Origin of the sequence: Pseudoalteromonas sp. Isolate3, from assembly GCF_022398505.1 — a bacterium.
Taxonomy (GTDB): domain Bacteria; phylum Pseudomonadota; class Gammaproteobacteria; order Enterobacterales; family Alteromonadaceae; genus Pseudoalteromonas; species Pseudoalteromonas apostichopi.
The window spans coordinates 14,596-27,754 of sequence record NZ_JAKEVN010000023.1; the positions used below are offsets into that span (position 1 = coordinate 14,596).

The following is a 13,159-nucleotide window of genomic DNA, read 5'->3' on the forward strand; positions in this document are numbered from 1 at the left end:
CATTGAGTTAGATATAGTTATCACATTGGTCGGAAACGACAACAGAGCACAACCCAACAAAAGGTAATGATTATGACTATTTCAAAAAAGCTTTCTAAATTCGTACTTGTTTGTGGTTTAGCAGCAGCCAGTGTAGGTGCTACTTCAGCAATGGCGAAAGGTGACTTTAACCGTGGTATGAACTCACAGGCTCGTTTTTTACTTTCTGAGCGTGGCATTGATAAGTTACAACTTAGCGAAGATCAGCAAACGCAACTAAAAGCGATTTTTGCTGAGCAAAAATCGCAATTTGCAGCACTTCGAGGTGATAAAGATGCAATGAAAGCCTCTCGTGCAGCACACAAAGAGAAAATGGATGCGTTATTAGCAACGAAAGCATTTGACGAAAATGCCGCATTGGAGCTGATTAAAGCTCGCCAAGAAAAAGGCCAGCAGTTTGCAATGCTGAAAATGAAATCTGACCATGCAATTTGGCAAGTTTTGAATGCAGAGCAGCGCGAAAGTTATCAAAAAATCAAACAGCACCTTCGTAAAAAAGGTCACAAAAAGGGCCATTATGGCCTGAATAAAGGCGAGCGTTCAGAAGGTTAAAAGTAAATGTATATGAAAATGCGGCAAATGCCGCATTTTTTGTATTACACTGCAATCAGACTTTATTCTTTAAAGAATGCATCATCATTTTTAGCCAGCATCGCTTCGATGTCTTCAATCATATCTTGGCTTAGCTCATTGGCATTGTTGATAGGACTAGAAATTTTATTATTTTCAAACGACCACTCGCCTAAATCAATTAGCTGGCAGCGTTTTGAACAAAATGGGCGATGCGGACTCTGCTCCGACCATTCGACTTTTGATTTACATGTTGGGCAGTTTACAACTGTTGGCATGGAATAACTCTTAAATAAGCACTTTAGTCAGATCTTACTGAACAGTTAGCTGATAATCCAGTAACGAATTTGTTTTAAAAACTCGTTACTCGGTTTATTTCTTTCAATGAGGTAACTCCATCGGCAGCTTTTTTAAGACCAGATAAACGCAGATTATTAAAGCCTGAACGAAGCGCTACTTCAGCAATTTCTAGCGAATTACCACCACGCATAATGATTTGCGCGATTTCAGGGGTAATTTGCATTACCTCGTAAACGCCAACTCGCCCCTTATAGCCATCTGTACAACTATCACAACCATTTGGTGCAAATAACTGGACTTCACTGAGCTTATCTTTATCAAAACCTTGGCGAATCAGCTCTTCTTCAGGAAGTGTTTCTGGCGTTTTACACTTAGGGCAAAGACGTCTCGCTAGACGCTGAGCAATAATAAGGCTGATTGAGCTAGCTACGTTGTAAGCTGGTACACCCATGTTCAAAAGACGGGTGAGGGTTTCAGGTGCTGAGTTTGTATGCAGGGTAGATAATACCAAGTGACCTGTTTGTGCCGCTTTAATAGCAATTTCAGCTGTTTCAAGGTCACGGATCTCACCAACCATCACCACATCAGGATCTTGTCGTAAAAAGGCTTTTAATGCATTGGCAAAGGTCATATCTGCTTTCGGATTGATCTGTACTTGGTTAATCCCTTCAAGGTTTATCTCAACAGGATCTTCGGCTGTACTGATGTTACGTTCTGGCTGGTTGAGAATATTCAAACCTGTATACAATGATACTGTTTTACCAGAACCTGTAGGACCCGTTACTAAGATCATGCCTTGTGGTTGATCAAGTGCATCCATATACAGCTTTTTCTGCTCTGGTTCATAACCAAGAACATCGATACCCAGCATAGCACTTGATGAGTCGAGAATACGCATAACGATTTTCTCGCCCCAAAGGGTCGGTAATGTACTGACACGGAAATCGATACTTTTTCGTTCAGTAATTTTAAGCTTAATACGGCCGTCTTGAGGTTTACGTTTTTCTGCGATATCAAGTCGTGACATTACCTTGATCCGCGCCGATAAACGGCTGGCTAAGCTATTGGGTGGGCTTGCCATTTCATGCAAAATACCATCGATACGGAAACGCACACGGTAGCGGTGTTCATAAGGTTCAAAATGCAGATCCGAGGCACCTTTTTTAATCGCATCCATCAAAATTTTATTGATGTAAACAATAATAGGTGCATCGTCTTTGTCTTCATCTTTAGGTGCTAAGTTTTCTGGGCTCTCTGATTCTAAATCCCCAAGTTCTTTGAATTCGCTTTCACTTAGATGCAAGCTTCCTGCAGCATCAAGTAATTGCTCAATTTTGTTTTCAAGTTGAAGATAATCAACAACGACCACTTCGCATGAAAGACCGGTACTAAATTCAAAGTTTTCAAATGCACCGTAGTCGGTCGGATCTGAGGCGGCAATATAGAGCTTACGGCCTTTTTTTACTAACGGCAGAATATGGTGTTCACGAATGAGTTTGTCTTTAATAAGCTCTTCAGAAATATACGCTACATCAAAATCTCTAATATCAAAATAAGGCACACGAAATAGGTCTGTACATTGCTCCGCAAGTTCATGCCCATCCATTCCACATGTTTTAGAAATAAGCTCGGCAGTAGAGCTGTATTCGCGCTGCTTTGATTTTACGGTCTCTGCATCAATACGACCGAGTGTAATAAATTTTCTAAGTAGCGGTGAGTTTATATTCATTGAACACCTAGTTTGATCCTTTATTTGCCACAATCTAACAGAAAAAGTAAGGCTATTACATCAGTCTTGTCTGATTTAGGAAAAATTGCAAAATAATTTCACCATAAACTCAGTCATTTAGAATGCTTGTTGGTACTTTTGTATTGGTTTTGGGTAGGCTTTGTTTAATGAAAATCTATAAACAAAATCAATAGCCTAGTTCGAGTGTGGCAGGTACTTTTTATGTAGCTTTAGCACATCAATTTTTACCTCCTCAAGAGGGCGGTTGTTATCTAATATATCCGTTGCTTTTTTTTGCTTGTCAGCTCTCGACATTTGTGAGGCTATGATTTGCTTAGCTAATTCAGTAGAAACATTATCACGAGCTGTAGTTCTTGTTATTTGCACTTCAACCGGAACATCAATTAGTAAGGTGTGATCGCAGTATTTTTCTAGGCCATTTTCAAAAAGTAAGGGAGCAACTAAGATGACATACTGGCTGGTGGCTTGCTTTAATTGCGTGATCATTGACTCCCTAATAAGTGGGTGTAATAAGCTGTTTAGCCATTGCTTTTCTGATTCATCTGCAAAGATAATCGTTCTTAGTTTTGCACGATCAAGCGTGCCTTCGCTAGTAAGTATTTCATTACCAAAATGTTCAGTAATTTTTTTGAGGCCAATAGAGCCTGGCTCGACGACTTCTCTGGCTACGATATCGGCATCAACAACTTGAATACCAAGCTCTTCAAACATGGCGCTTACAGCACTTTTGCCAGAACCAATACCACCGGTTAACCCTAAAACCCAGTTTGCCATAATTAGTAACCTAAATAGTTAAAGTAATAGCTTTGAATTTGCTGACCCCAAAGCAAAGTTACCCAACCTGCTATGGCAAGGTAGGGTCCAAAAGGGATTGGCGTGGTTTTGTCCTTACCTTGAATAAAGATTTGCGCAATGCCGATGATAGCACCGACGACACTTGATAATAGCACTATGGTTAATATATCTTGCCAACCTAGTAGCGCACCGAACACGGCTAATAGTTTAAAGTCACCATAACCCATGCCTTCTTTACCAGTGGCAAGCTTAAATAACCAGTAGACACTCCATAAGCTTAAATAACCAACCGCGGCACCTATTATGGCATCGGTTGGGGCAATGGTAATATCAATAGTAGCGGCAATCAGCGCTAGCCAAACCAATGGGAGGGTTAGCTGGTCAGGCAGCAACATGTGATCTATATCGATAAAGGTTAAAGCGACTAAAACCCAAGTAATCACTATATAAAGAAGAGCAAGCTTCGTTGGGCCAAAAACAGCAGCAACAATTAAACTTAAAACTGCTGTAAGCATTTCAACAATAGGGTAACGAACAGATATAACGGTTTTACAATTTGCACAGCGACCCTTTAATAATAACCAACTTAGCACAGGGATATTTTGCCAAGCTTTGATCGGTGCTTTGCATTTAGGGCAGGTCGAATTTGGCTTTACCAGATTAAATGGCGCTTGTTCTGTCTGTTGTTTTGAATTGAGCTCACTGGCCAATAAGACACGGCATTCAGTTTGCCATTCTCTTTTCATCATCAGTGGTAAACGATAAATCACCACATTTAAAAAGCTACCAATACATAGGCTAACTAAGCCGACGGTCAAAAAATAAAACCACTGCTGAGTTTGCATCGCAGTGGTTATATCAAGAAAAAAGTTTTCCATTAAAATACCTAGTTTTTTATTCTTAGAGCAAATAACCTGACAGTTGATGAGGCAGTATAGTTGCAGCTATTTATCGCAAATAAATTTACTATTTTGTCGCGGGGTAAACTCGCTGCTACATGCACAAATTAAAGAATTTGTTGAAACTGTTTTATTATTAATTTTATCTTGAAAGCGATCAACTAGCGTTTAGAATTTTGCTTAGAGCTATATTTTAGATTACCGATCCTAATTGGAAGATAGGTAAGTACATAGCAACAATTAAACCACCGACAAGAACACCTAAAACCGCCATAATAAGTGGCTCAAGTAAACTTGATAAACCATCAACGGCATCATCGACTTCTTGCTCATAAATGGTGGCTACTTTTGCAAGCATGCCATCGAGTGAACCCGACTCTTCACCTATAGCCACCATTTGCACCACCATATCGGGGAAGATCTTTGAGTTTCGCATCGCCCAGTTCATTTGATTACCTGAGCTTACTTCGGCTTTAATATCCAAAATTGCATAGCGGTAAACTGCATTACCAGAAGCGCCAGCTGCAGAGTCGAGGGCATCAACCAAGGGAACGCCAGCAGCAAAGGTTGTAGAAAGCGTGCGGGCATAGCGAGCAACCGCCGCTTTATTCAAAATCATGCCAATAACGGGCAGTTTTAATATGGCTCTGTCGTTGGCATCTCTGAGTTTTTTGCTTTTAAGAAGGGCTTCTTTATAAATAAAGCCTGCTGCTATAGCAACTATAAGCATCATCCACCAATATTCTTGCATAAACTCTGAGATACCAATCACCATTAAAGTAAATGCAGGTAACTCAGCACCAAAGCCATTAAAAATATCTTGGAATTGCGGTACTACAAATATCAGCAAGATAGATGTAACGATTAGAGCAACCACTAACACCGCAATAGGGTAAAACATGGCTTTTTTAATTTTTGACTTTAATGCTTCTGCTTTTTCTTTATAAAGGGCTACGCGGTCAAAAATTTTATCAAGTGCACCTGACTGTTCACCTGACGCTACAAGGTCACAATATAAATCATCGAAATAACGTGGATGTTTACGAAGACTTTGTGAGAGAGGAATACCAGCCTTTACATCATCAGCAATTCCTTCCATAAGCTTAGTGACACTTTTATTCTTTGCACCTGAGCCTATCATCTCAATTGATTGTATTAGTGGTACACCCGCCATCAGCATCGTGGCTATTTGTCTGGTTATGAGGGCTATGTCTTTTGCTGTAATTTTTTGTACGCGAGAGCTAAATAAAGGTTTTGCTTTGCGCTTAACTTGTGAAGGTGTAATACCTTGCTTACGCAACTGCGCTTTTACTAAAGCAATACTTTGCCCGGAAAGTTCACCTTCAAGTTTTTTACCTCGGGTATTTACACCCACCCACTGAAAGGTTGATAAACTATTAGAATTTGAGTTCTGCTTCATGGGTTATTCTGACATGGTGAAAGTAGAAACCAGAGTCAAAAATTTGACTCTGGTTAAAAAATCAATTAAGGCGTGAAAGTTGATGCACAAGTTGCTGGGGCTAATTTTTCTTCAACGGTAGTGCTGCAAGACCAAGTCCCTTCTTGTGTTCTGATTAATGTTATAGTTCCACCTTGAACAGTTCCTGAACCAGACATTGTGCAAGAAATAGCATTTGTTGAACCTGTAGCAGCAGGAGATGTCACGCTAAATGCACTACAGCGAGAAGTTGATGCCGCTAAGCCCAAATTGGCCACAGTATAAAATGCCGCTGCTCTATCTTCTGAGACTGCAACATCATAAGCAGTTCTTGCTCCTGATATTTCAGCTAAAGAGGCCGCTACCTGTGTTTTTTGAGTATAATCTTGATACGCAGGCAGTGCTACCGCTGCCAAAATACCGATGATTGCAACTACAATCATTAATTCAATTAGGGTGAAACCCTGTTGCTTTTGTTGTGTCATTTGTTCCTCTCCTAAAGGATATAATTATTCAGTAAGTTTAGCTGTAACTTCAGCGTTGTAAAACCAAGGCTCAATTTACAGGATAAATCTTACAGTTTTACTTAAAGTCAGTTTGAGTAAAGCTTGATGATTAACAAAGTTTTACTAGAACATCCTATGTTCAGAGTTCATAAAATTTACTTTAGCATTATTAAGCGTTTTTGGAAGCCATTTTCCTGTTCAATAAGCAGTTTTTCAGAACTTTCCTACCTTTGTTTGATGTAAAATAAGCTTAGATCTAGTTCTTTGTACTATTTATAAACACCGCATCTCTTTAGGAACTTATTGAATTGATTGCAATCTTGTGTAGGTTCAGGACATGGGTATACAAAATAATTAAAAACGCTGAATGAATGTTGGTTTTTTGTTACTAGCTCAGGCTTTTTACGTATTTAATGCTTTTTTTAATTTCTTGTCAACGAATTAGGTAAAACATTAAATACGTAAAGCAGAATTTTAGCCGTTAAATCGCATTGAAAGATCGATTGATTGTAAATTTTTTGTAAGTGCGCCACTTGAAATAAAGTCAACACCTGCCTGTGAATAGGCTTTTAAGGTTTCAAGTGTCATATTGCCAGATACCTCAAGTTTTGCTCGCTTATCTGTAAGCACGACTGCTTGTTGAATTTGCTCTACGGTAAAGTTATCAAGCATGATGATGTCAGCCCCTGCGTTAATCGCTTGTTCAAGCTCATCAAGTGATTCCACTTCCACTTCAACTGGCTTTGTGGGGTGGTTGATTTTAGCCTGTGCGACTGCTTTATCAATTCCACCACAGGCAGCAATGTGGTTTTCCTTAATTAGGAAGGCATCAAACAAGCCGATGCGATGATTCGCGCCGCCACCACACTTTACAGCATATTTTTGTAGGGCACGTAAGCCCGGAATGGTTTTGCGCGTATCGAGTAGTTGCGTGCTCGTGCCTTCAAGTTCTTTTACATAATGAGCGGTTGTTGTTGCTGTACCACAGAGGGTTTGTACAAAGTTAAGGGCAGTTCGCTCTGCAGTTAAAATAGCCCGAGCTGAGCCAGATGCAGTGAAGAGCGTAGAATTTGCTTTGACTCTGTCGCCGTCATTTACTAGTACCTCAACTTTTACTGAAGGGTCGACTTGGTTAAATACTTCTAAAATAATGTCTTTACCACAAAATACACAGTCTTCACGGGTAATTACCTTGGCATTGGCTAGCTCGTTTTCTGGAATTAGTTGCGCGGTAATATCACCGTCATTTGCGCTTTGGTAATCTAAATCTTCATCAAGGGCAAGTTTTACCAGTTGGCTAATTAAAGTGTGAGGGACTGACATGTCTAAAGCTCATTGTTTATTAATAAATTGGCGAAATTTTACTATGTTTAACTTCTTAATAGAAGACAAAGATTGCCCATATTTATGTAACCTTAGCCTCACTTTAAGCGAGTAAATTAAAGCAACTAGACCCTGAGTTTTTAACCCTTTACACTATTTAACTTTATTGTCATCGTTAGTTTTTAATATGCATATAAATGAATTAGGGCAATTAAACAATGTGTTACAAAGGCCTTGTACACATTTTGATGAGCGCCCTGAAAACGAAGTATCATTACTTGTTATTCATAATATCTCATTGCCAGCGGGGCAGTTTGCAACGCCCTATGTTGATGATTTATTTATGGGGGTAATTGATTGTACGGCACATGAAACCTTTGTTGATTTAAAAGGGTTAAGAGTGTCTGCGCATTGCTTTATTCGTCGCACGGGTGAAATTATTCAGTACGTGCCTTTTGAGAAGCGAGCTTGGCATGCGGGTATCTCAATGTTTGAAGGCAGAGAGCAGTGTAATGACTTTAGTGTGGGCATTGAGCTTGAAGGCACAGATACGCAAGCGTATACCCAAGCACAATATAATGCATTACACTTAGTGACTAAGGCGTTAATGGATAAGTATCCTGCAATAAACCGTTCACGCATTGTTGGCCATTGTGATATTGCTCCCGGCAGAAAAACTGATCCGGGTAGTAGTTTTGATTGGCAGTACTATTTTGATTTAGTGTTTTAGTTGAAAGGATATAGGTAAAAGCATGATCTTAATTTCAATAATTATTGCTTTGGTGATTGAACGTTTAGGAGCTCGAGCTGATTACTGGCAAATCGGTTTTTATGCCAATACCTATTTAAAGCATTCGCAAAAGCAACTGTCAGAAAAGGGGTTGTTTAATTCGCCAATTGGTTTTTTGATATGGTTAATGTTACCTGTACTTGCCGCGGGGTTAGTTTATCAACTCTCTGATTTTATTATCTGGCAGTTGGCTGTGAATGTTGCTGTGCTGCTGGTTTGTTTTGGCTGTGCTAAGCAACGTGCTTTGTATAAGTCTTACTTAAATGCCTTAACACGAAACGATCAAGAAGCGGCTACCTTATATGCATTACAAATGGGCCAAAAGAAAACAGAAGATGAGCCGCTTGGAGAGACCTTTGGACAAACTTTAGCTTGGTTAAATTTTCGCTTTTATTGTGCCGTTATTTTTTGGTTTGTGGTTTTAGGTGTACCTGGTGCGGTTCTTTATGCGCTGGTTCGTACTTTTGCTGACAAAGTAAGAGATGATCACCATGTTCCCTACGCTAAGCGTTTTAAACTAATCCATAGTTTATTATTCTGGCTTGACTGGTTACCAGCACGGGTTGCGAGCTTTGGTTATTTAGTAATTGGTAACTTTAATAAAGGTACTAGTTGTTGGCTGAAGTATGTGCTCGACTTTTCAGTGAGTAACCGAAAAGTTGTTACGCAAACCGCTCTTGCCGCTGAGCAAATCGAGCAACAACATTTTGGCTGTACTTATGAAGCCACTTGCATGATGAAGCTTGTAAAAAGAAATGTCTTGTTCTTTTTAGTGATTATCGCTGCATTAACCCTGTTTGGTGGCTTGGCGTAGGCGCGATTTTATATCGCGTTTTGATTTATAGGTGTGTTCGAGTTTTGTCGCGGGGTAAACCCGCTGCTACAAAGCTACTCAATTCAACTAACATTTAAAACCTGACCTCTACCCGCTGCTACAAAGCTACTCAATTCAACTAACATTTAAAACCTGACCTCTAAAAGCTCAGCTGCCCAATCTGGTCTGACCATTTATTTTTTATTGTTTTTTCCTTTAGAAAAAGCCACTTTAATCCATACTGTTTAATCTTTAGACGAATTGCGTTAGGGTGTAACCGGGCGCTGAGTGTAGTGAAATTGACAGAAATTCGGGTTTTTGATAACGTATGCGATAAATTTGGTATGACCAATTTACCTTTTTGGTCAAAGCACAAGGCTAAGTACCCGATATTTATGGGGTTAGCGCATAATAATGCGGACGTTAATAAATGTCTTTAAAGATTAAAGCAGCAAAGTTATCTGATGTAATTTTACAACAACTTGAGAATATGATTCTTGAGGGGTCGTTAGCGCCAGGCGAAAAGCTGCCTCCTGAACGTGAATTAGCGAAACAATTTGAAGTATCGCGACCATCATTACGAGAGGCAATTCAAAAACTTGAAGCCAAGGGATTAGTAACGCGTCGCCAAGGCGGTGGAACGTTTGTAAAAAATCAGCTTGAAGAGGGGCTCACTGATCCGCTTTTTGATTTGATTAGTAAGCATCCAGAGTCACAATTTGATTTACTAGAATTTCGTCATGCCCTTGAAGGAATTGCTGCATACTATGCGGCTATGCGCGGTACGACAAATGACTTTAAAAAAGTAAAACAAAGCTTTGACAATATTGCGCTCGTTAATGACGACCTTGTGCAAAAAGCAAAAGCAATTAACGCATTTCATTTTAGTGTGGCAGAAGCATCTCATAACGTTGTGTTACTACATTTAGTACGTGGCATGCAGGCATTGCTTGAGCAAAATGTATTACAGAATTTAACTGTACTGTTAAAAAAACCACAGATCAGCCAACAGCTCGCAGAACATAGACGACTGTTGATGGATGCGGTTATTGAAGGAAACCCAGAGCAAGCTCGTCTTGCTAGTAATGCTCACTTAGCCTTTATCGAAGAAGCCTTACTTGAGGCTGGCAAAGAGCATTCGCGGATTGAACGTAGTTTAAGACGCACCAAACAACATTAAGCAAGTGATTAGCTAAGTTTAGTTAACAACTTAATTTTAAGATTTATTAAAATAATTAGTATTTTAAACATAAGGAAACCTCCATATGTCTGAAGTCAATAAAATTGACGTAGACGCGCTAGAAACACAAGAGTGGTTACAAGCCCTTGAGTCTGTTGTGCGTGAAGAAGGTGTTGAACGTGCTCAATTCTTACTTGAGCAAGTGTTAGAGCAAGCCCGTTTAGACGGTGTTGATATGCCTACTGGCACAACCACTAACTACGTTAATACCATTCCGGTAGATCAAGAACCTGCTTACCCAGGTGACGTAAACATTGAACGTCGTATTCGTTCAATTATCCGTTGGAATGCGATCATGATCGTATTACGTGCGTCGAAAAAAGATCTAGACTTAGGCGGCCATATGGCTTCTTACCAGTCTTCAGCTGCATTCTATGAAGTATGTTTTAACCACTTCTTTAAAGCACCAAACGATGTAGATGGCGGTGACTTAGTTTATTACCAAGGCCACATCTCTCCTGGTATTTATGCTCGTGCATTCGTTGAAGGTCGTTTAACAGCTGAGCAGCTTGATAACTTCCGTCAAGAAGTTGATGGTAACGGTCTTCCTTCATACCCACACCCTAAATTAATGCCTGAGTTTTGGCAGTTCCCTACAGTATCGATGGGTCTTGGTCCAATTGCATCAATCTACCAAGCTCGTTTCTTAAAATATTTAGATGGTCGTGGCTTAAAAGATACTAAAAACCAACGTGTATACGCTTTCTTAGGCGATGGTGAGATGGATGAGCCAGAATCACGCGGTGCAATCTCATTCGCAGCTCGTGAGAAATTAGATAATCTATGTTACCTAATCAACTGTAACTTACAGCGTTTAGATGGCCCAGTAATGGGTAACGGTAAGATCATTCAAGAGCTTGAAGGCCTATTCAAAGGTGCTGGCTGGAACGTAATTAAAGTTGTATGGGGTAGCGGTTGGGATATCTTACTAGCTAAAGATACAACAGGTAAATTGCTTCAGTTAATGAACGAAACCATTGACGGTGATTACCAAACATATAAAGCAAAAGATGGTGCGTACGTACGTGAGCACTTCTTTGGTCGTTACCCTGAAACAGCAGCGCTTGTTGCTGATATGACTGATGAAGAGATCTTCGCGCTTAAGCGTGGCGGCCATGAGCCATCAAAACTTTACGCTGCATTCAAAAAAGCGGAAGAAACCAAAGATCGTCCAACAGTAATCCTAGCGAAAACTGTAAAAGGTTACGGCATGGGTGACGCTGCTGAAGGTAAAAACATCGCACACCAAGTTAAGAAAATGGATATGACCCATGTTGAACACTTACGTTCACGTTTAGGTCTACAAGACTTAGTTTCAGACGAAGAAATTAAAGACTTACCATACTTAACTCTTGAAGAAGGCTCTGAAGAGTATAAGTACCTTCATGCACGCCGTGAAGCGCTACAAGGTTACACGCCTAAGCGTATTCCAAAGTTTTCTGAAAGCCTAACATTGCCAGAAGTTGACGCGTTCAAGCCGCTACTTGAAGAGCAAAAACGTGACATCTCTACAACAATGGGCTTTGTACGTGCACTTAACGTGTTACTAAAAGATAAAGGCATTGGTAAAAACATCGTTCCTATTATCGCCGATGAAGCACGTACCTTTGGTATGGAAGGTTTATTCCGTCAAATTGGTATTTATAACCCGCATGGCCAAAACTACACACCTCAAGACCGTGATATCGTTTCTTACTATAAAGAAGCTACATCAGGTCAAGTACTACAAGAAGGTATCAACGAGTTAGGTGCAATGTCATCATGGGTTGCTGCTGCAACATCATACAGCACTAACGATTTACCAATGATCCCATTCTACATCTACTACTCAATGTTTGGTTTCCAACGTGTAGGTGATATGGCGTGGATGGCTGGTGACCAACAAGCTCGTGGTTTCTTACTAGGTGCTACTGCAGGTCGTACAACGCTAAACGGTGAAGGTTTACAGCACGAAGATGGTCACAGCCACATTCTTGCTAACACGGTTCCTAACTGTATTTCTTATGACCCGACATTCGCATACGAAGTAGCGGTAATCATGCAAGACGGTATCCGTCGCATGTACGGTGAAGACCAAGAAAACGTGTTCTATTACCTAACGCTAATGAACGAAAACTACCATCAACCAGCTATGCCTGAAGGCGCTGAAGAAGGTATTCGTAAAGGTATCTACAAACTTGAAACTGTGGCTGGCGAGAAAGCAAAAGTACAGTTACTAGGTTCAGGTACTATCATGATGGAAGTGCGTAAAGCAGCACAAATCCTGAGCGAAGAGTATGGCATTGGTTCTGATGTATTCTCTGTAACTTCATTCAATGAGTTAACACGTGACGGTCAAGATGCTGAGCGTTTCAACATGCTTAACCCTGAAGCAGAACAGAAGACTGCTTACATCACCAACGCATTAACAGATGCCGTGACTGTAGCTGCAACAGACTATATGAAGAACTATGCTGAGCAAGTTCGTTCATTTGTACCAAGCAGCAACTATAAAGTGTTGGGTACTGATGGTTACGGTCGTTCTGATAGCCGTGAAAACTTGCGTCGTCACTTCGAAGTGAATGCTGGTTATGTTGTGGTTGCAACACTATCTGAGCTTGCTAAACGTGGTGAAGTTGAGAAGTCAGTGGTTGTTGAAGCAATCAAGAAATTTGACATCGACACAAACAAAGTTAACCCGCTATACGCATAAGAG

At 40.3% G+C, this 13,159-nt stretch carries 12 protein-coding genes; 5 read left to right on the forward strand and 7 right to left on the reverse strand.

Annotated features, from left to right (window positions below):
- Positions 1–72: 72 nt before the first annotated feature.
- On the forward strand, positions 73–591 hold the full coding sequence (locus L1D46_RS07175) for a Spy/CpxP family protein refolding chaperone (RefSeq protein WP_239977174.1): 519 nt from the start codon (positions 73–75) through the stop codon (positions 589–591).
- 62 nt (positions 592–653) lie between these two features.
- Here the strand turns inward: L1D46_RS07175 and yacG are convergent, their stop codons facing one another.
- The 7 genes from yacG to nadC all read right to left on the reverse strand — a co-directional run bounded on the left by yacG (position 654) and on the right by nadC (position 7,620).
- Positions 654–887 carry a DNA gyrase inhibitor YacG gene (gene yacG / locus L1D46_RS07180; protein ID WP_130049707.1) on the reverse strand — a complete coding sequence of 78 codons (234 nt, stop codon included), beginning with the start codon at positions 885–887 and terminating at the stop codon, positions 654–656.
- Between the two features lie 74 nt (positions 888–961).
- Positions 962–2,638, reverse strand: a complete 1,677-nt coding sequence (gene pilB, locus L1D46_RS07185) for a type IV-A pilus assembly ATPase PilB (protein ID WP_239977175.1) — start codon at positions 2,636–2,638, stop codon at positions 962–964.
- Between the two features lie 195 nt (positions 2,639–2,833).
- Complete coding sequence (coaE, locus tag L1D46_RS07190) at positions 2,834–3,433, reverse strand: dephospho-CoA kinase (protein ID WP_239977176.1); 600 nt, start codon at positions 3,431–3,433, stop codon at positions 2,834–2,836.
- Positions 3,434–3,435: 2 nt separating this feature from the next.
- Positions 3,436–4,332 carry an A24 family peptidase gene (locus L1D46_RS07195; RefSeq protein ID WP_275668414.1) on the reverse strand — a complete coding sequence of 299 codons (897 nt, stop codon included), beginning with the start codon at positions 4,330–4,332 and terminating at the stop codon, positions 3,436–3,438.
- 214 nt (positions 4,333–4,546) lie between these two features.
- The gene (locus L1D46_RS07200; protein WP_239977177.1) at positions 4,547–5,773 is read right to left on the reverse strand and encodes a type II secretion system F family protein; all 1,227 of its coding nucleotides are present in this window, start codon (positions 5,771–5,773) and stop codon (positions 4,547–4,549) included.
- 65 nt (positions 5,774–5,838) lie between these two features.
- A complete protein-coding gene (locus tag L1D46_RS07205; protein WP_275668415.1) occupies positions 5,839–6,276 on the reverse strand; it encodes a pilin in 438 nt (145 codons plus the stop codon).
- A 495-nt stretch (positions 6,277–6,771) separates the two neighbouring features.
- Positions 6,772–7,620 carry a carboxylating nicotinate-nucleotide diphosphorylase gene (gene nadC / locus L1D46_RS07215; RefSeq protein ID WP_239977178.1) on the reverse strand — a complete coding sequence of 283 codons (849 nt, stop codon included), beginning with the start codon at positions 7,618–7,620 and terminating at the stop codon, positions 6,772–6,774.
- A gap of 187 nt (positions 7,621–7,807) precedes the next feature.
- Between nadC and ampD the strand changes: the two genes are divergently transcribed.
- The 4 genes from ampD (at position 7,808) to aceE (ending at position 13,156) form a co-directional block, all read left to right on the forward strand.
- The gene (gene ampD, locus L1D46_RS07220; RefSeq protein WP_178926590.1) at positions 7,808–8,350 is read left to right on the forward strand and encodes a 1,6-anhydro-N-acetylmuramyl-L-alanine amidase AmpD; all 543 of its coding nucleotides are present in this window, start codon (positions 7,808–7,810) and stop codon (positions 8,348–8,350) included.
- Between the two features lie 22 nt (positions 8,351–8,372).
- Positions 8,373–9,224: a beta-lactamase regulator AmpE gene (gene ampE, locus L1D46_RS07225; RefSeq protein WP_178926591.1), complete on the forward strand. Its 852-nt coding sequence runs from the start codon at positions 8,373–8,375 to the stop codon at positions 9,222–9,224.
- 430 nt (positions 9,225–9,654) lie between these two features.
- Positions 9,655–10,404: a pyruvate dehydrogenase complex transcriptional repressor PdhR gene (gene pdhR, locus L1D46_RS07230; protein ID WP_130049698.1), complete on the forward strand. Its 750-nt coding sequence runs from the start codon at positions 9,655–9,657 to the stop codon at positions 10,402–10,404.
- An 85-nt stretch (positions 10,405–10,489) separates the two neighbouring features.
- Positions 10,490–13,156 (forward strand): pyruvate dehydrogenase (acetyl-transferring), homodimeric type, encoded by a 2,667-nt coding sequence (gene aceE, locus L1D46_RS07235; RefSeq protein ID WP_239977179.1) that lies wholly within the window; start codon positions 10,490–10,492, stop codon positions 13,154–13,156.
- The last annotated feature ends 3 nt before the right edge of the window (positions 13,157–13,159 follow it).